This window comes from Gilliamella sp. X-60 (genome assembly GCF_057063585.1).
The window spans coordinates 18,386-37,756 of sequence record NZ_JBXSQJ010000015.1 but is presented as its reverse complement, the minus strand read 5'-3'; the positions used below and the strand labels follow the sequence as shown (position 1 = coordinate 37,756).

Here is a 19,371-nt window from a genome sequence, read left to right as displayed (position 1 = left end):
ATGCTTAAAATATTTTGGTCTTCATTTATAAAAATATTTTTACTTTTATTAGTTAGACCAATGTGGTTGTTGCTACTATTGTCTGTCTCATTGATGAGTTTAGTTTACAGTAATGGCACTATTACCAGTTTGCCGGTTGCGATAATCGATCAAGATCATACGCCAACTAGCCGAAGTTTAATTCGTTCTTTAAATACCAGCTCAAAAATAGAGACCATTATATATGAGAGCTCTCTGCAAGCTTATGATGATATTAATGATCATCGACTTTTTGCGGTATTTACGATTCCAAGAGATTTTGAAAAGCGGTTATTAAATGGTGAAGAAGTGACCATACCTGCATATGGCGATGCTTCAAGTCGTTTAGCCAATGGTTTAATACAAGTCGATATAAAAGGGATCTATCAACAAATATTAACTCAATATAATACTCGGATAATGCGGAATAGTGGGTTTTCAGATAAACAGATCAATATTATTTTATCGCCAATAAATGGTCAAACTGAACCACTTTATAATCCTGGCGTCAGTTTTGCCGCTATTACCTTTCCGGGTTTATTAGTAATGTTATTGCAACACTCATTTTTAATTGCTTCAACACGCACTAATATTACATTAAACTCATTACCGCAAGGTAAACCACCTAAAATTGTCATATTGGGTAGCTTGTGTGGTCTTATACCGATCTGGTTATTTTTATCCATTGTACTATTTGGTTTATGGCCTTGGGTTCTTGGTTATCGACAGCTTGCAAATATACCTGAAATTCTAATTATGACATTTCCATTGTTACTTGGTGTGTTAGGCTTAAGTAAATTACTGACAGAGTGTTTACGTAAAACTGAAATGATTTATCTCACACTTGCATTTTTGACAACACCAGTGTTTTATCTATCAGGCACCATTTGGCCACTTGATGCCATGCCATTTGGGGTACAAATTGTTTCCAAAATGTTGCCATCAACTTGGGCAACTAATATGATTGCTGGTGTAAACCAAATGGGATTAGGCTTACTAGATAATTTATTTAATGTTTTTATGATTTTATTACTGGGGATCATATATGGTTCACTTGGCTTTTTTATTGCAGCATTACGGGAAGGTCGAGTAAGACGATTCTTAAAAAGGTATCGAGCGTAAAACCATAAAAGTAACATAATAAGTAAAACATAAAATGCAAAGATAATATAATGCTTTATATGTAAATACTTAATTTTGCCAATAAACCGTATGGCTATATTTGGAACGTGACCGATTTATACTAATGTTACTGCTATTTATTAAACATATTGATGCGGTTTTACAATTTAATAAATACAAAGGCGGATGCCTTTATTATTACAGATAGTCAAACTTGCTTTATTGACTAATTTACTTTATTGTTTGGGGATTATTTTGAGCTAGTTCACGTTTATTTAATTTTAATATCATTTTACTTAGTATTAGCGTTATACTAAACAAACTTACACACCTCACAGCAAAAGGAGACTTGATGATGGAGTTTGATACTTCAATTCTTTGCGATTATTACCCAGAAGATGTTAACGTAGTTGAACCGATATTTAGTAATTTTGGTGGCGTGACATCATTTTCAGGTCAAGCTGTAACAGTTAAATGTTTTGAAGATAACGGGTTACTATACGAAATTTTACAATCGGAAGGCTCAGGTAAAATTCTTGTCATTGATGGTGGTGGTTCTGTGCGTCGAGCATTAATTGACGCAGAGCTGATAGATATTGCCGTTCAAAATCAATGGGAAGGGATTATTGTCTATGGCGCCGTTCGCCAAGTTGATTATCTGGCCGAGGCCGATATTGGTATTCAAGCATTAGCCGCTATTCCGGTTGGCGCGGATGATCAGGGCGTTGGTGAAGTTGATATTCGTGTTAATTTTGGTGGCGTGACATTCTTTTCAGGTGATTTTGTCTATGCTGACAATACCGGTATTATCTTATCTGAAATTGCCCTCGAAATTGAAGATAAATAAACAAAGGTCTATACCGCCGGCGAGTATCGGCGGATTTTATACTTAAATGTCTACTTCCCTGAAACTATTTGACAAAAAACACTCTGTTTTTAAACCACTCGATGACGAATATAACCACCGGTTACCGTTTTAATTAATCCCTCTAGTTCCATATCTAATAATTTGCTTGTCACTTCCGAAATTGACATATTCACTTGCTGAGCAATAATATCAACTGGAATAGGTTGGTGATGAATTACAGCAAAAATGTCAGGGTATAAAATAGAATGACTTTGTTTTTCTTTCTGCTGATTATGCGAGCTATTTATTACTGATAAATAATTACAATAATGCTCTAAAATATCAGCCGGTTTAGAAACTAAGTAAGCCCCTTGTCTAATTAAATAGTGCGTTCCGCTACAGTTTTCATTATTAATATCACCTGGCAAAGCAAATACATCGCGATTTTGTTCAAGAGCATAGCGCGCTGTAATTAAAGAGCCACTTTTTTCTGATGCTTCAACCACAAAGGTGCCCAAACTTAACCCGCTAATAATTCGGTTTCGACGAGGAAAGTAAGCCGATCTAGCTTTTTCAAATGGTAAAAATTCGGACACAATTGCACCATTTTTTGCCAAAATATCATTTGCTAAGTTTAAATTTGATCTTGGTGCAATCTTTGCTAAACCACTACCTAACACTGCAATTGTACGACCCGATGCCTCAAGTGCACCACGATGACAAATTGCATCTAATCCCAGTGCCAAACCACTGGTTATGGTTAAACCATTAATTGCTAATTCGCTTGCAAAATATCGCCCCCATTGAGCTCCATATTCACTAAATTCACGGCTTCCAACCATAGCCAGTTGAGGAGAATGTAATAACTGTCGATTACCTAAAACAAACAGTAACAAAGGCGGAGAGCAGATTTGTTTGAGCAACAACGGATAATCACTATCACAATAGGCAATAAGATGTTTTTGTGAGCTGGGAAAATCTAACCATTCAAGTATTGGTTCAAAATGAAGATATGAAGTTTCATAAAAACGCGCTAATTGAACATCTAATAAGCCCAGCTTATCTAACAAAAAAGTCACATTTTGTATTTTATCAGGTAAATCATTTGCAAAAAGTTGTCCAATTTTTTTAAAAATAGCTTGTTTGCCATGTCCAAGCATTGAAATTCGCAATAAGAACTCATATTTACTCATCATAACCTTTTGCACTCATTTTAAATAATTTAACTATCTTGAATTGATAAGATAAATACTAGCAATAGCCAACAAGGACTATTCATCAGTATGATAAATGTTTACAATGAGCAATTGATTGAATAAACCCGAAATTTGAGGAGTAGATCGAATAATTTATGGCTATTTTACCGGTATTACGTTTTCCTGATGAGCGGCTTCGCAAAGTTGCTAAACCTGTTACCCAGTTCACACCAGAGTTACAAACGATCATTGATAATATGATCGAAACCATGTACGACGAAAACGGTATTGGGCTTGCTGCAACCCAAGTTGATGTACATGAACAAATTATTGTTATTGATGTATCAGAAGATAAAAGCCAAGTTTATGTGATCATCAATCCTGAAGTCATCAGTCAAGAAGGTGAGACCGGTATAGAAGAAGGCTGCCTATCAGTACCTGATTGTCGAGGTTTTGTACCAAGGGCTGAAAAAATCAGAATCAAAGCGCTTGATCGTCATGGTAATCCTTATGAAATTGACGCCGACGAGCTATTAGCTATCTGTATTCAGCACGAAATGGATCACTTAAAAGGTAAACTCTTTGTTGATTATCTTTCACCATTAAAACGTCAACGAATCGAGCAAAAAATGAAAAAGCTTACCCGCGAAGAGCAACGGAATAAATAAACTTAACCGCCAAAGTGGTTGGCGGTTAACTGATTTAAACTAAATTATTTAGCAACAATGACCATCGCAGGACGAATTAAACGACCATTTAAGGTATAACCTTTTTGAATGGTATTAACGATTTGGCCTGATTGATGTTCTGGTGATTCAACCATGCTTATCGCTTGGTGTACATCAGGATTTAATTGTGAATCTTCAGTATTAATCACTTCAATACCAAATTTTTTGACCGTATCTAAGAATGATTTTAATGTCAATTCTAACCCTTCAACAGTAGCTTTATGTTCAGGATTAGCTTTGTCTGTCGATTCTAAAGCGCGTTCTAGATTATCAATAACCGGTAATAATTCATTAGAGAATTTTTCTAGTGCAAATTTTCGTGCTTTATCAACATCTTGCTCAACACGTTTACGAACATTATCAATTTCAGCCCGTGCACGAATCATAGCTTCGCTTTCATTTTTTTTCGCCAATTGTAAGGCTTGCTCAAGCTCTGCAATGCGTGCATCTTTTGCGCTTAATTGTTCTTCAAGATTTGGCTGTGACGCTACTTCTTGTTCGATGGTATCTTCTGCTGGTGTGTCAATGCTAGTTTCATTTTCTGACGTATTTTTATCTTGTTCTGTCATAAGGTACTCCAAATAATGTAGTCGAAAACTTAGTGAATAACGGTTATTATGGGGACAATTTTTATGATTACAAGCTTATCAGTACATTGATATGTAATTTTTTGACCTGTCACGAAAAAATACATAGTGTTTATGTAACAAATTACAAGGATATTTTATGCAAACACCATTTAAATGCATTGGTCTAATTGGACTTCCGCGTAAGTTAGAAGCAATTGAAACCCATCAAGTGCTTTATGATTGGCTTGTTAAACTTGGTATTCGTGTGTTAGTGGAAGATCGCTTGGCGGAGCACATCCAATTCCCCGTTAGCCATTACGCCTCGTTAGAAACAATTGGCCAGCAAGCTGACCTAGCCATTGTTGTAGGGGGGGATGGCAATATGTTACGTTCCGCGCGTTATTTATCACCATATAAAATCAAAGTGATCGGTGTTAATCGTGGTAATTTAGGTTTTTTAACCGACATATCCCACGAACAAGTGATTGAGCAATTAAGCCCAGTGATTGCCGGCAAATATGACGATGATCCTCGTTTTTTACTTGAAGTTTCTATTTATGATAACGGCAATTTAATTAATTCAAGTTTTGCCGTGAACGAAATTGTTGTGACCCCCAATACGGTTGCCCACATGATTGACTATGATGTGTACATTAATGAACGCAATGCGTTTTCACAGCGAGCTGATGGGCTGATTATTGCAACACCGACAGGCTCTACCGCTTATTCACTATCGGCGGGTGGGCCAATTTTAGCACCTCATTTAGACGCATTAATTATTACACCAATGTTTCCGCATTCATTAGCTGTCAGACCATTGGTCATCAAGGGCGATGTGCCTATTCATCTTAAATTTCCAACGACAGCACTTGATTTAAATATCGCTTGTGATAGCCAAATTATTTTACCAGTCAAACCAACACAAGATGTGATTATTCGCCGATCTTCGTATGAATTTAATTTGATTCATACCAAAGATTATGATTACTTTAATAATCTTTCAACCAAATTAGGTTGGTCACAAAAGATGTTTTAGTCTTTTTTTGTCAAAAACTTTCAGGAAAGTATGCGTTTTAGTATAAAATTTCATCTTAAATAATCAATGTTATGGCATAAACGGTGAATGATGAAAAGATAGCTGCAATCACATCATCTACCATAATGCCAAATCCACCGGGTACACGTTTATCAAACCAGCGAATTGGCCAAGGTTTTGCCATGTCAAACACTCTAAATGCCACGAAAGCTATGGCAACCCAACTAACTGAAAGTTGCGGAATAAAAAATAGGGTTATCCACATGCCGACAAATTCATCCCAAACGATATGCCCTGAATCGTGAGTATGTGTATCATCCGAGGTTTTTTGACAAATAAAACAACCAAAAATAAAAGCCACTAAAATAAATATCCAGTATAAAGCTGGCTGTAAACCATAAAACAAAAGCCATAAGGGGATAGCCATTAATGAACCCATGGTTCCCGGCATAATAGATGACATGCCGCTACCCAATCCTACTGCTAAGAAATGAATGGGATTAGTCAGTTTTAGGTATTTTTTAAAATCTTTATTTCGCTCTTGTTTGGTCATGATTCAATATTCTTTTAGATAAAATTATGCCAACATTAAGTCGGCAAAAAGAAAGGCGCTTATTTTAGCAAAACACCTTTGTATTGATTGTGACAATATTATTCGTCTTTGGTTAATGTTGCAACCATTACCGCTTTAATGGTATGTAACCTGTTTTCGGCTTCGTCAAATACAATACTATGCTCAGACTCAAATACGCTATCTGTTACCTCAAGCCCATTGGTTAAGCCATATTGTGCTGCCATTTGTTTACCCACTGTCGTATTCATATCATGAAAAGCTGGCAAGCAATGCATAAATTTGACATTTGGATTATTGGTAAGTTTGATTACATTGTCATTCACTTGATAAGGCGTTAACAATTTAACTCGCTCATCCCAAACTTCCTTAGGCTCACCCATTGATACCCATACATCAGTATATAAAAAGTCGACGTCTTTAACGCCCAAAGTCACATCTTCAGTTAAGATAATTTTGGCACCTGTCATTTTGGCAATATCTTGGCACTTTTGCACAAGTTCGGCTTTCGGCTGACAAGCTTTTGGTGCAACTAATCGAATTTCCATCCCCATTAACGCTGCACCTTCCATTAATGAATTTCCCATATTATTCCGAGCATCGCCTAAATAGGCAAATTTAATACTACTTAATGGGCGATGTCCTATATGCTCTTTCATTGTCATAAAATCGGCTAATATTTGGGTTGGATGTGCTTCGGTCGTTAAGCCATTCCAGACTGGCACACCTGCATATTTTGCTAACGTTTCAACAATTTCTTGACCATAACCACGATATTCAATTCCATCATACATTCGACCTAGCACGCGCGCGGTATCTGCAATTGACTCTTTATGCCCAATTTGGCTACCACTAGGTCCTAAATAGGTGACATTCGCACCTTGATCAAATGCACCAACCTCAAAAGCACAACGAGTACGGGTGGAGTCTTTCTCAAAAATTAACGCGATATTTTTACCAATTAAATGTTGTTGTTCTTGCCCTTGTTGTTTGGCTTGTTTTAATTCAATGGCAAGATTAATTAATTGATTGATTTCGGTAGGGGTAAAGTCGAGTAATCGTAAAAAATGACGCTGATAAAAACCGTGCATGATATTGCTCCTAATAACCGTAATTATTCAAAAGATTCTATTTGAATAATTATGCAAATTCAAGTTAAACATAATAATCATTCCAATATTTTGTTTTTACGTTGAGAATGTCTCAAAAATTAGACATGCTTATTAAAGCAATTTTTGTAATATTGCTTTTTTTGTACAAAAAAGTGTAATAAAATGACCAATTATTGTATCTTTATAGATAAGTAAATTTGAATTTATATTCAAAAATAACGATAATTTATTCAAAAGGTCTTTTTTATCATGCAAACTTATGCCCTCCTTATGTTACAAGATGGTTCACAATTTATCGGAAAGTCAGTTGGTGCTGAGGGGCACACTGTTGGTGAAGTAGTATTTAACACCTCAATGACCGGCTATCAAGAAATCCTTACCGATCCCTCTTACTGCGAACAATTGGTTACACTGACCTATCCTCATATTGGTAATGTCGGAACAAATGATGATGATGCCGAATCCAGCCAAGTTTATGCAAAAGGGTTGATTATTCGTGATTTGCCATTATTAGCCAGCAATTACCGAAGCGAACTCGATCTTTCCAGCTATTTAAAAAAGCATAATGTTATTGCCATTGCCGATATTGATACGCGGCGCTTAACGCGTATTTTGCGTGAAAAAGGAGCACAGCATGGTGTTATCATAACATCAATGGATAAAAAGACCTTACTTGAAAAAGCCGAAATAGCCAAACAACAGGCAATAAATTTTAAAGGATTAAGTGGGCTTGATTTAGCTAAAGAAGTGACCTGTTCAACAAGTTATATTTGGACTCAAGGCATATGGACAAGGCAACAACAGCCCAATCCAATACCAGAAAACCAATTACCATACCATGTTGTTGCTTATGATTTTGGCGTAAAACGCAATATCCTGCGCATGTTAGTTGAGCGTGGTTGTAAATTAACTGTCGTACCAGCCAAAACGACAGCAGAAGAAGTCCTTGCATTAAAGCCCGATGGCATATTTTTATCTAATGGCCCAGGTGATCCAGCCCCTTGCCGTTATGCAATTGAGGCTATTAAGCAGTTTTTAAATACTGACATTCCTATCTTTGGCATCTGCTTAGGTCATCAACTTTTAGCGCTGGCATGTGGGGCAAAAACGATTAAAATGAAGTTTGGTCACCATGGCGGAAATCACCCCGTTAAAGATCTTGAAAATAATCTGGTGATGATCACCGCCCAAAATCATGGTTTTGCGGTAGATGAAACAAGTTTACCTGCTCATCTAAGAGCCACTCATAAATCACTATTTGATGGTTCACTGCAAGGTATTCATCACAATTACAAACCAGCTTTTAGTTTTCAAGGTCACCCAGAAGCCAGTCCTGGGCCACATGATGCCGCACCTCTTTTTGATCACTTTATTGACTTAATTAAAATTTATAAGCAGGAGCAATAATTATGGCTAAGCGAACAGATATCAACAGTATATTAATTATTGGCGCAGGCCCAATTGTTATTGGTCAAGCATGTGAATTTGATTATTCGGGTGCACAGGCCTGTAAGGCGCTACGTGAAGAAGGCTATCGCGTTATTTTAGTTAACTCCAATCCTGCCACTATCATGACGGATCCCGAAATGGCCGATGCTACTTATATCGAGCCAATTCATTGGACATGTGTTCGCAAGATTATTGAACAAGAAAGACCCGATGCTATTTTACCGACTATGGGCGGGCAAACAGCGCTAAATTGTGCATTAGAGCTCGAAAAACAAGGCGTATTAAAAGAGTTTAATGTCGAAATGATTGGCGCAACAGCTGATGCTATAGATAAAGCCGAAGATCGCAAACGGTTTGATGAAGCTATGAAAAAAATTGGTCTTGATACTGCACGATCGGGTATTGCGCATTCGCTTAAAGAAGCTTATGCCGTTCTTGAGCAGGTTGGTTTTCCTTGTATTATTCGCCCGTCTTTTACCATGGGGGGAACAGGGGGCGGAATTGCGTATAACACAGAAGAATTTGAAGAAATCTGTACCCGTGGGTTCGATCTTTCACCGACTAATGAACTGCTCATCGATGAATCATTGATAGGCTGGAAAGAGTACGAAATGGAAGTGGTGCGAGACAAAAATGACAATTGCATTATTGTTTGCTCAATTGAAAACTTCGATCCAATGGGTATTCACACCGGTGATTCAATTACCGTTGCGCCAGCACAAACCTTGACGGATAAAGAGTATCAAATCATGCGTAATGCATCAATTGCCGTACTGCGTGAAATTGGCGTTGAAACCGGTGGCTCCAATGTACAATTCTCGGTCGATCCTAAAACAGGGCGATTAATTGTTATTGAGATGAATCCGCGAGTATCACGTTCATCAGCGTTAGCTTCTAAAGCTACTGGCTTTCCAATTGCTAAAATCGCTGCTAAGTTGGCAGTTGGTTATACACTCGATGAATTATCGAATGATATTACAGGCGGTAAAACACCTGCCTCATTTGAACCGTCAATTGATTATGTGGTCACTAAAATTCCACGCTTTAATTTTGAAAAGTTTGCTGGTTGTAACGATCGTTTAACCACGCAAATGAAATCGGTTGGTGAAGTCATGGCTATTGGGCGTACCTTTCAAGAATCATTACAAAAAGCATTGCGAGGGCTTGAGGTTGGCGCTTCAGGATTTGATGCTAAAATTGATGATTATACCGATGAAAAAAATATCACCAAAATTCGTTATGAACTCCAAGAAGCGGGCGCCGATCGTATTTGGTATATTGCCGATGCCTTTAGGGCTAGATTGAGTTTAGATGAGATTTTTACATTAACCAATATAGATCGTTGGTTTTTAATGCAAATTGAAGATCTGGTTAATTTTGAAAACAAGCTAAAAGAGCAGTCACTTGCACAGCTCGATCAAGAAACATTATGGCAATTAAAACGTAAAGGTTTTTCAGATTTACGCATTGCCAAACTACTTAATACCACCGAGCAATCGGTTCGCGATTTACGTTATCAATATCATATTCATCCCGTTTATAAACGGGTAGATACCTGTGCGGCTGAATTTGCAACGGATACTGCTTACCTTTATTCAACCTATGAGCAAGAGTGTGAAGCCAATCCTCAATTTAACCGTAAAAAAATTATGATCCTAGGTGGTGGTCCTAATCGAATTGGTCAAGGTATTGAGTTTGATTATTGCTGTGTGCATGCGGCATTAGCTCTGTGTGAGGATGGTTATGAAACCATTATGGTTAACTGTAACCCAGAAACTGTGTCAACCGATTATGATACTTCTGATCGCCTCTATTTTGAGCCAGTCACGCTTGAAGATGTGCTTGAGATTGCGCATGTTGAAAAGCCAAATGGTGTTATTGTGCAATATGGTGGACAAACACCACTAAAACTCGCCCGTGCACTTGAAGCCGCAGGTCTACCGATTATTGGTACCTCACCTGACGCTATCGATAAAGCCGAAGATCGTAAACACTTTCAAGAAGTTGTCGATAAACTGAAATTAAAACAACCTGTCAACGCAACAGTGACCGATATTAATGAGGCAGTCATCAAAGCAGAAAAAATAGGTTATCCATTGGTGGTTAGACCATCTTATGTATTAGGAGGTCGCGCAATGGAAATTGTTTATAGTGAACAAGATTTACGCCGTTATTTTAAAACAGCCGTAAGCGAATCAAATAATGCGCCTGTTTTACTCGATCACTTTTTAGATGATGCCATTGAAGTTGATATTGATGTGATTGCTGATGGCGAACAAATTGTGATTGGTGGCATTATGGAACATATTGAACAAGCAGGCATTCACTCTGGTGATTCCGCTTGCTCACTGCCAACTCACACCTTAAGTGCAGAGATTTTAGATAAACTAAGGCAGCAGGCCAAACAATTGGCACTTGAACTTAATGTAAAAGGCTTAATGAATGGACAATTTGCTATTAAAGATAACCAAATTTATTTGATTGAAATTAATCCTCGTGCAGCACGTACCGTACCGTTTGTCTCAAAAGCAACAGGTTTACCACTGGCTAAAATTGCCGCTCGCGTGATGACAGGGCAATCGCTTGCTAAGCAAAATGTGACTAAAGAGGTGATTCCAGCTTATTATTCGGTAAAAGAAGTGGTATTGCCATTTAATAAATTCAGTGGTGTTGATCCAATCTTAGGTCCAGAAATGCGCTCAACGGGGGAAGTGATGGGAATCGGTAAAACCTTTGCTGAAGCCTTTGCTAAAGCGCAACTTGGTAGCCTATCGAATATGAAAAAATCAGGAAAAGCATTATTATCGGTTCGTGATCAGGATAAAACAAGGCTGTTAGAAGTCGCTAAGCGATTAATTGCGCATGGATTTAGTATTGACGCAACTATCGGCACGGCAAAAGTGTTACAACAAGCAGATATACCATGCCAAATTGTAAAAAAAGAAAACGAAGGGCGACCGAATATCCATGATCACATAAAAAATGGCGAGTACAGCTATATTCTTAATACCACCTCTGGACGAGCAGCCATTGAAGCGTCAAAAATATTGCGTCGAAGTGCTATTCAATATAAGGTACATTACGATACCACCATCAATGCTGCCTATGCCACAACGGCAGCACTTAATTACGATCCGGCACAAACTGTAACGCCATTACAGCAACTTTATTGATAAACAAAAAGACCAAGACGAGCAATGCTCGTCTTTAAAAATTCCTGCCGCAATATGATAACTTTGCAATTACCCAATAGTTTGTAATAAACAATAAAATTGCTCGTTTTTAATATAAAATAATGTTAATTTATTTGCTATATTTCAATTAATTTAATCAGTTATCATCATGGATATGATTCATTCTTCTGATCTAAAAACGATCATGCATTCCAAGCGAGCCAATATTTATTATTTAGAGCATTGTCGTGTTTTGGTTAATGGTGGACGAGTTGAGTATGTGACTGAGCAAGGTCAACAGTCGTTATATTGGAATATCCCAATAGCAAATACCACCTGTATTTTATTAGGTACGGGAACATCATTAACGCAAGCGGCAGTACGAGAGCTTTCTCGGGCAGGTGTTATGATTGGCTTTTGTGGCGGAGGCGGAACGCCCCTTTTTTCATCAACCGAATCTGAATTTGCTTGCCAGTTTTTCTCGCCACAAAGTGAATATCGTCCGACAGAATATCTACAAAGTTGGTGTCAATTTTGGTTTGATGACAAACGTCGATTACAAGCAGCTAAATTATTACAACAAACACGGCTTAATATTATTAGTGAATGTTGGCCGCAATTTGATTGGGATGTTGATACAACGCAGTTAGCGCATATTCTTACTGATGCAACACAACAATTTACCGATGTTGATAATAGCCAAGCACTTTTAGCTGCAGAAGGGCGAATTAGCAAACGTCTTTATGGCATGGCAAATCAATTAACCTTACAAGATGACAAATTTAAACGAGAACAAGGCACACGAGGCAAAAGTCATGATCCCGCTAATCAGTTTTTAGATCATGGTAACTATTTAGCCTATGGCCTTGGCGCAACGGCTTGTTGGGTGTTAGGTCTCCCTCATGGGCTGGCTATTTTACACGGAAAAACTCGCCGAGGTGGCTTAGTGTTTGATGCGGCAGATATTATTAAAGATGGCATTGTGTTACCTCAAGCCTTTTTATCAGCCAAACAAGGGGATAGTGAAAAAGAATTTCGTATGGCATGTATTGCGCAATTTGCTCAATTAGGTGCACTTGATAGGATTATTGATACTTTAAAACAGATAGCAGATCAAATATGAATATTTTACTTGTTAGCCAATGCAAAAAGAATGCATTAACTGAAACGCGTCGCATTATTGATCAGTTCGCTGAGCGTTGTGGTGAACGAACATGGCAAAGCCCAATGACCGAAGCAGGGCTACAAACGCTTTATAAATTATTACGTAAAACTGCACGAAAAAATACTGCTGTTGCATGTTACTGGACACATGGCAAAAATTTAACTGATCTTTTGTGGATTGTGGGCGATCGCAGTCAGTTTAATCAAGAGGGACGAGTCCCAACTAATCGTACTAAACGTAATATTTTACGCAGTGACAGCGAAAATTGTTGGCAATATGCAACCACCATTCAATTAATTACAACCATAGCGGCACTACTTCATGATTTAGGTAAAGCAACGATTGGTTTTCAATCTAAATTACGAGCAGAAACGGCTGTGGCGGCTGATCCTTATCGACATGAATGGATTTCGTTGCAATTATTTTTATTAATGATTCAAGACTGCACCACCAACGAAGCCTTATTTGATCGATTAGCGCATTTTGATCAATATCGACAACAGAATCCTAATTGGTACCAGCAGCTTACCAAAGTTGAAAAAAATGATCTTACGCAGTTACCATTATTGGCACAATGGATTGCGTGGCTCATTGTATCGCATCATAGAATGCCGTTTTTACCGGATTCATTAACGGGGGATATTAAAAATTTACAGAAAATAGATTTTGATATATCTGGTTTAACTATCCGAAGTTTTTATAAAACATTTAAGGCAATTGACAAATGGGTTAAAAATAGTCATAGTCAACACACTTCACCCAACGATTTTTGGCAGCTTAAAAGCGATATTACCTTAAGTCAGCCTTGGCTGAAAAAACTAAGCCGTTATGCAGCCAAAGCTCTAAATCATGTTCCCTTAATGCAATTGTCTAATATTGACGAGTTTTTATTGCATATTTCGCGTTTAAGCTTAATGGTGGCTGATCATAACTACTCAAGTTTATCTTTATCAAATAACGAAGCCGAAAAAAATAAAGCAATCTTAATTGCCAATACCAATTACCTGAAAAAAGCGAAGCAACGTTTAGATGATCATTTAATCGGTGTTGCTAATTTTTCAGCCCGCTTTGCTCGTTTATTACCTAAAATAATCACGGAATTACCCGCAATCAATCAACATAAACCTTTTACCAAACGAACAACTATAAAACGATTTCAATGGCAAAATCATGCTTTTGATTTAGCGAAAAGTTATCAACCCATATCTGATGAATGCGGCTTTTTTGGCGTGAATATGGCATCGACTGGCTGCGGTAAAACCTTAGCCAATGGGCGGATTATGTATGCGCTTTCAAATCCAAAACGGGGCGTGCGTTTTACCATTGCATTGGGATTACGTGTTTTAACGTTGCAAACAGGTAAAGCATTAAGAGAAAGATTACACTTAAGTGATGAACATCTGGCGATTTTAGTTGGTGGGCGAGCCACAAAAACCTTGTTTGAGCTAAGTAATGAAGAAATACAGCAAAACGATTCTCCAACAAATTCAGAAAACCAAGGTAGTGAATCTATCGAATCGTTACTTGATGAATATATTGATGTAGCAGAAAGTGGTATTGCTGATTGTGAATTAGGCACTATTATTGAAGACAGTAAAGCACGGCAATTGCTTTATGCGCCTATTGTGACATGCACTATTGACCATATTATTCAAGCTAGCGAATGTAGCCGAGGCGGTAAATATATTGCACCAACGTTAAGATTGTTAACCTCAGATTTGATTTTAGATGAGCCAGATGATTTTGATCAACACGACTTGCCTGCACTAGCGCGTTTAGTGCATTTAGCTGGATTGTTTGGGAGCAAAGTACTACTGTCATCGGCGACTTTAACACCAGATTTAATTGCCGGATTATTTGACGCTTACCAAGCAGGGCGAAAAATTTGGAATCAAAATAATAAATATGCCGATAATACCATTGTATGTGGCTGGTTTGATGAATATGAACAGTCGATATCACAAATTGCAGATACTAAAACGTTTTGCGATCACCATCAACAATTTGTAGCAATGCGCATTCATCAATTAGCACAAAGTGCAATCCGCCGTAAAGGGCATATTTTGGATCTACTAAATTACCAAGAAAATAAAACAGAAAACTCAAAAATCAATTATGGTGTGCTAGCTAAACAATTATTAGATCAAGCTTATCAATTTCACCAAAATTATCATCAAATTGATAAAAAATCACAAAAAAAGGTAAGTATCGGTTTAATGCGTTTTGCCCATACAGAAGATGTTATTTCACTTACACAACAAATTTATGCACAAACGAAGTTACCTAATGATACTGCTTTTCATATCGTGGTTTATCATGCTCGGCAACTGCTGTTATTACGTAGCCAATTAGAAGAAAAGCTCGATAGAATTTTAAATCGCAGTGATGAACAGGCACTATTTAGCCAACCGGAAATTCTCCAAGCGATAAAAAGTAGCAAGAAAGAAAACCATATCTTTATTGTAATAGGTACGCCAGTCACCGAAGTCGGGCGTGATCACGATTATGATTGGGCAATTGTAGAACCATCATCCATGCGATCTATTATTCAGTTAGTTGGACGAGTATGGCGTCACCGGCCACAAAAAATTGCACAAAAGGCCAATGTGGCCATATTAGGATCGAATTTAAAAGCAATTGAATCTAATTATCGTACAGATCAAGCCTGTTTTACTAAACCAGGTTTTGAAGAAAAGCCATTATTCTTGCTGAAAACCCATAAAACAAATGAACTAATTCCTGAGCATCAGTTAGTAAATATTGATGCGGTTCCACGTATTCAGTCTAGCCCAGAAGATGGGCTGATTCTTGCCGAACTAGAACATAAGGTCATGGCAGATCTGTTTGCGATTAATGCCCGTAAAAGTAATTATGTGACCAGCTATTGGCAACAAGGCTTAGCCCATCACCATTGTGTGCATTTACAGGCGATTTCGCCATTTAGAGGGAATGATAAGACACAAGATGAATATATTTGCCAACTCGACGATGATGGCGATTATCAATTTAGCTATGCAGATATCGCATGGCAAACACCAGATGAGCGCTGCGAAGATACACAAAATAGTATAATTGAATATAAAAACTGGTCATTTGCTAATCCTAACATCCAACCTTGGTTGGTTAATAGTGTCGAGCAAGCCATAGCAAAAATAGCCGAATATTTCCCAAATAAAACGCCATATCGATTAGCGAATGAATTTTGTAGCGTAAACTTATATCGTAATTACAGTTGGTATTTTCATCCTTGCTTTGGATTTTATAAAAAGAAAGGATAAAAGAATCTTGTTTTTATACTGAAACACATAGTTACCTGAAACTTTTTGACAAAATATCGTCAGGTGAATAATGGTTGCTAGTAAAAGGTAGGGAATTCTTTTATACTTGATGGCACTGCTGTGTAAGCAGTTTAGAAACATTAAATTTTTGTTTTAATTTAATAGTTCCACCGCCGCATAGGCGGTTTTTATTTGCCAATAACGCTTAATTTATAAAAATAACATTCCCATTATATTTTACTTTTAATTTATTATTGATCTATTCGCTTTTTTCGTATATATTTGTTTCGTGATTTACTCACAAATATTAAGAAGCTCTTATCCGATGTTTACGTCATTTGATAAGAGCATATTTCAACCTAGGCATAAATGAAGGAGAAATACTATGTCTAATAATAAATATTTTGTTATACCTCGTCAAATTTCTTTTGATAAAGAATTACTAAATCAAGTGCAAAAATTTGTTATTGATTCGCCTGCTGCTAATGATGAATTAATTGTTGGATTACCTACGCAATCTAAATATTATTCAATTCGAGATCTAATGAAAATTCTAAATATTTCGACAATTAAAGAAATTAAATATTTGGTTAAGAAATTAAAGCTTGAACAAGATAATTATAGATATCTTAATTCCAATAAAGAATGGGTGTATAACAGTAATGCTTTAAATATATTGAATTTATACTTAAAATTTAAAGCAGCATAGCATTAAATTAAAGGCTTATATTTAATGATATAAGCCTTTTTAATTTCGAAAAAATATAAGGAGGGCCAATGAACAATATTTCTTGGCAAGATATAAGAAAGGTAATTTTAGACTTTCTACAACAACGGCTTGCCAATAATAGTAATTATAAAAGTGAAACCGCTAAGCTAGAAAAAGCAAAAGAAGCGGGTGATTTAGTTGCAGTTAATGAAGCTCAGCAAAAGTTAGATGAGTTAGCCAAGCGATTTGATTTTGAAACGTGGATGGAAGATGCAGCTATTCGTCGTATTTCATGGCTTCTTATTGCTACCCATATAGCTAAAGGAGTTCACCCGAGCTCGAAGGCTTGTAACGCAAATTACAATACACAGATAAAGCCTAATAATCTGAATAATTTAGTATCATCTGCTACAGTGAACACTTTGCCTTTTGATGCCAGTGGTGCTGCGGCTTTAGATATATTTGGGCTTTTAAACCAAGTCGTTAAAAATGATATAACAATTTTACAGCTTATTATTAATAATCACCCTGCTGTTCAAGAAGCTTTATCTGATGATAAAAATAAATCTACTCTTTATTTGGAAAATTTTCAGCAGTTACTTAGAGATAATTGGAGTGATGCGCAGGCTTCGGAACTTAATAAGCAAATTTTCTGGCCGAATAGTGAAGAAACTTATTTGTCACAGCATGAAAATAATTACCGCTTATTGATTCCACTACATCCTAGTGCTTTGTGCCATTTGGTTTATCAGAAGGTGCAAACCCGATTTTCGGAAGAAAATAAAAATGCACGAGAATTACGTAAAAAAAAGGATGTTGAGTATCAATCTTATTTTTCTTTTCATGATTTAGCCGTTGTTAAACTGGGTGGCAGTAATGCTCAAAATGCAAGCCAACTTATTGGTAGTCAAATGGGGCGTAATTTTTTGTTACCTTCCATGCCACCTAAATTTCAAAAACCTCAGTTTCCATCAATTACAAATTTTCAAGAAACCATTTTTAATAGTTCATTTCAATATTATTGTCGATATGGTTTTAAGTTATTATTTGATACTGTTGAAGCAAAAAAAAATATTTTTGTTGTGAGAAACAATAGAAAAGAGGCTTTTTTTGTCATCTTAACATTAATTCTTAAGTTCGTTGCGCATATCCAAATGACCAAAAGGGCTGGTTGGAGTAGGGAATCCTCACTAAATCTAACTCAACAACTTTGGCTTGATCCAAAACGAGTCATGTTGGATGGCGAAACCGATTTTAAAATAAGATATGAACAAAGCGATTGGCAACAAGAATTAGAAAAGCAATTTGCTTTTTGGATTCAAACTATTTTAAAAGAAAAATTTAAAAATTTTAAACAGCAATTTGCTGATCCTGAATTTAGCGAATGGCGCCGTGAATTTAATGCAGCGGTAAAAGCAAGTCAACGTAAAAGGGAGGGGATATTTTAATGGCATCATTACGTTATTATTTATTATTTGATCATGTCAAAATCCATAATGCCAATGCGATTTCTAGCCCATTAACGTATGGATTCCCAGCTATTTCGGGGTTTCTAGGCGCTATTCATGCTTTAAGTCGTAAAATTGAATCAGAAAATCCTATTTACTTAGATGGCGTGTTAATTGCATGTCATGAATGTGATGTACAAGTTTATCGACCAAACAACTATGCGGATTATACTTTTCGATTAACACGCAATCCACTAGCTAAAAATGGTAGTACTCGTTCAATTATTGAAGAAGGGCGAGTTCATCTAGATGTTTCATTACTTGTTGAGGTAAAAATTGAAGATCGTGAAACATTAGATGATGCAGATGAACAGCAAGCATTCATCCAACAGATGAAACAAAAACTTTACCAGCAACGAGTTGCTGGTGGGCACGTTGTCGATATCGAATCAGTCGCACTATATTCTGCATCAGAATCAAATAAAAACTTAATCAATGCACTATTACCCGCATTTGTTTTAGTTGAAGCACCACAAGATTTACAAGATATCACTGCTGAATTACAGCAACAAGATCCTAATGCTACAGCGCTTGATGCCTTGGTTGAAACTGCAATGTTACATCATCATCCACAAGAAAAAGATCACTGGCAAACCACATCGGTTAAACAAGGTCGCGGTTGGCTTGTGCCTTTACATTTGGGCTATCAAGCTATTTCACCGCTATTTTCAGCGGGTAAGGTTGAACATGCGCGCAGTAATGAGCATGCCACGCAATTTGTGGAGTGTATTTATGGGCTTGGTAAATGGGTCTTTCCTTTACGCTTGGAAGAGAATTTATCACAGGCTTTTTGGCGTTATAAATGCAGTGAATTGCAATCTAATGATGCAGAAATTTATATTATCAATCAAGAAACCAATTAAGTAAATTTAGAAAATTATAGAATAAGG

At 36.9% G+C, this 19,371-nt stretch carries 15 protein-coding genes; 11 read left to right on the top strand and 4 right to left on the bottom strand.

What is annotated here, in order from left to right:
* On the top strand, positions 1-1,140 hold the full coding sequence (locus tag ACYIAM_RS08775) for an ABC transporter permease (protein ID WP_483747990.1): 1,140 nt from the start codon (positions 1-3) through the stop codon (positions 1,138-1,140).
* Positions 1,141-1,495: 355 nt separating this feature from the next.
* Positions 1,496-1,987, top strand: coding sequence for a ribonuclease E activity regulator RraA (gene rraA / locus ACYIAM_RS08770; protein ID WP_174796591.1), 492 nt, complete (start codon positions 1,496-1,498; stop codon positions 1,985-1,987).
* 89 nt (positions 1,988-2,076) lie between these two features.
* Here the strand turns inward: rraA and dprA are convergent, their stop codons facing one another.
* On the bottom strand, positions 2,077-3,183 hold the full coding sequence (gene dprA, locus ACYIAM_RS08765) for a DNA-processing protein DprA (protein WP_483747989.1): 1,107 nt from the start codon (positions 3,181-3,183) through the stop codon (positions 2,077-2,079).
* Between the two features lie 155 nt (positions 3,184-3,338).
* On the opposite strand from dprA, the gene def reads away from it, so the two are divergent.
* Positions 3,339-3,851, top strand: a complete 513-nt coding sequence (gene def, locus ACYIAM_RS08760) for a peptide deformylase (protein ID WP_483747988.1) — start codon at positions 3,339-3,341, stop codon at positions 3,849-3,851.
* Positions 3,852-3,895: 44 nt separating this feature from the next.
* On the opposite strand, the gene grpE is transcribed toward def, so the two are convergent.
* Complete coding sequence (grpE, locus tag ACYIAM_RS08755) at positions 3,896-4,480, bottom strand: nucleotide exchange factor GrpE (RefSeq protein WP_483560375.1); 585 nt, start codon at positions 4,478-4,480, stop codon at positions 3,896-3,898.
* Positions 4,481-4,637: 157 nt separating this feature from the next.
* Between grpE and nadK the strand changes: the two genes are divergently transcribed.
* On the top strand, positions 4,638-5,516 hold the full coding sequence (nadK, locus tag ACYIAM_RS08750) for an NAD(+) kinase (RefSeq protein WP_174796490.1): 879 nt from the start codon (positions 4,638-4,640) through the stop codon (positions 5,514-5,516).
* 55 nt (positions 5,517-5,571) lie between these two features.
* On the opposite strand, the gene ACYIAM_RS08745 is transcribed toward nadK, so the two are convergent.
* The gene (locus ACYIAM_RS08745) at positions 5,572-6,069 is read right to left on the bottom strand and encodes a phosphatidylglycerophosphatase A family protein (RefSeq protein ID WP_483747987.1); all 498 of its coding nucleotides are present in this window, start codon (positions 6,067-6,069) and stop codon (positions 5,572-5,574) included.
* Between the two features lie 98 nt (positions 6,070-6,167).
* Positions 6,168-7,178 (bottom strand): ornithine carbamoyltransferase, encoded by a 1,011-nt coding sequence (argF, locus tag ACYIAM_RS08740; protein ID WP_483747986.1) that lies wholly within the window; start codon positions 7,176-7,178, stop codon positions 6,168-6,170.
* A 270-nt stretch (positions 7,179-7,448) separates the two neighbouring features.
* Between argF and carA the strand changes: the two genes are divergently transcribed.
* From carA to csy2, 7 genes are all read left to right on the top strand, one after another.
* On the top strand, positions 7,449-8,606 hold the full coding sequence (carA, locus tag ACYIAM_RS08735; protein WP_483747985.1) for a glutamine-hydrolyzing carbamoyl-phosphate synthase small subunit: 1,158 nt from the start codon (positions 7,449-7,451) through the stop codon (positions 8,604-8,606).
* A gap of 2 nt (positions 8,607-8,608) precedes the next feature.
* Positions 8,609-11,821: a carbamoyl-phosphate synthase large subunit gene (carB, locus tag ACYIAM_RS08730; RefSeq protein ID WP_483747984.1), complete on the top strand. Its 3,213-nt coding sequence runs from the start codon at positions 8,609-8,611 to the stop codon at positions 11,819-11,821.
* Between the two features lie 169 nt (positions 11,822-11,990).
* Positions 11,991-12,944: a type I-F CRISPR-associated endonuclease Cas1f gene (gene cas1f / locus ACYIAM_RS08725; protein ID WP_065637930.1), complete on the top strand. Its 954-nt coding sequence runs from the start codon at positions 11,991-11,993 to the stop codon at positions 12,942-12,944.
* On the top strand, positions 12,941-16,264 hold the full coding sequence (gene cas3f / locus ACYIAM_RS08720) for a type I-F CRISPR-associated helicase Cas3f (protein WP_483747983.1): 3,324 nt from the start codon (positions 12,941-12,943) through the stop codon (positions 16,262-16,264). Before cas1f ends, cas3f begins: the two co-directional genes overlap by 4 nt.
* Positions 16,265-16,649: 385 nt before the next feature.
* On the top strand, positions 16,650-16,973 hold the full coding sequence (locus ACYIAM_RS08715) for a hypothetical protein (RefSeq protein WP_174787115.1): 324 nt from the start codon (positions 16,650-16,652) through the stop codon (positions 16,971-16,973).
* Positions 16,974-17,041: 68 nt separating this feature from the next.
* The gene (csy1, locus tag ACYIAM_RS08710) at positions 17,042-18,421 is read left to right on the top strand and encodes a type I-F CRISPR-associated protein Csy1 (protein ID WP_174787114.1); all 1,380 of its coding nucleotides are present in this window, start codon (positions 17,042-17,044) and stop codon (positions 18,419-18,421) included.
* Positions 18,421-19,344, top strand: a complete 924-nt coding sequence (gene csy2 / locus ACYIAM_RS08705; RefSeq protein WP_483747982.1) for a type I-F CRISPR-associated protein Csy2 — start codon at positions 18,421-18,423, stop codon at positions 19,342-19,344. Before csy1 ends, csy2 begins: the two co-directional genes overlap by 1 nt.
* Positions 19,345-19,371 lie beyond the last annotated feature (27 nt).

What these genes read in the sequence shown, in the direction of transcription:
- def (WP_483747988.1), top strand. Translation starts at nt 3,339, where the DNA reads ATGGCTATTTTACCGGTATTACGTTTTCCTGATGAGCGGCTTCGCAAA.
- argF (WP_483747986.1), bottom strand. Translation starts at nt 7,178, where the DNA reads ATGCACGGTTTTTATCAGCGTCATTTTTTACGATTACTCGACTTTACC.
- cas3f (WP_483747983.1), top strand. Translation starts at nt 12,941, where the DNA reads ATGAATATTTTACTTGTTAGCCAATGCAAAAAGAATGCATTAACTGAA.
- ACYIAM_RS08715 (WP_174787115.1), top strand. Translation starts at nt 16,650, where the DNA reads ATGTCTAATAATAAATATTTTGTTATACCTCGTCAAATTTCTTTTGAT.
- csy2 (WP_483747982.1), top strand. Translation starts at nt 18,421, where the DNA reads ATGGCATCATTACGTTATTATTTATTATTTGATCATGTCAAAATCCAT.
- carB (WP_483747984.1), top strand. Translation starts at nt 8,609, where the DNA reads ATGGCTAAGCGAACAGATATCAACAGTATATTAATTATTGGCGCAGGC.
- cas1f (WP_065637930.1), top strand. Translation starts at nt 11,991, where the DNA reads ATGGATATGATTCATTCTTCTGATCTAAAAACGATCATGCATTCCAAG.
- nadK (WP_174796490.1), top strand. Translation starts at nt 4,638, where the DNA reads ATGCAAACACCATTTAAATGCATTGGTCTAATTGGACTTCCGCGTAAG.
- ACYIAM_RS08775 (WP_483747990.1), top strand. Translation starts at nt 1, where the DNA reads ATGCTTAAAATATTTTGGTCTTCATTTATAAAAATATTTTTACTTTTA.
- csy1 (WP_174787114.1), top strand. Translation starts at nt 17,042, where the DNA reads ATGAACAATATTTCTTGGCAAGATATAAGAAAGGTAATTTTAGACTTT.
- carA (WP_483747985.1), top strand. Translation starts at nt 7,449, where the DNA reads ATGCAAACTTATGCCCTCCTTATGTTACAAGATGGTTCACAATTTATC.
- rraA (WP_174796591.1), top strand. Translation starts at nt 1,496, where the DNA reads ATGGAGTTTGATACTTCAATTCTTTGCGATTATTACCCAGAAGATGTT.
- ACYIAM_RS08745 (WP_483747987.1), bottom strand. Translation starts at nt 6,069, where the DNA reads ATGACCAAACAAGAGCGAAATAAAGATTTTAAAAAATACCTAAAACTG.
- grpE (WP_483560375.1), bottom strand. Translation starts at nt 4,480, where the DNA reads ATGACAGAACAAGATAAAAATACGTCAGAAAATGAAACTAGCATTGAC.
- dprA (WP_483747989.1), bottom strand. Translation starts at nt 3,183, where the DNA reads ATGATGAGTAAATATGAGTTCTTATTGCGAATTTCAATGCTTGGACAT.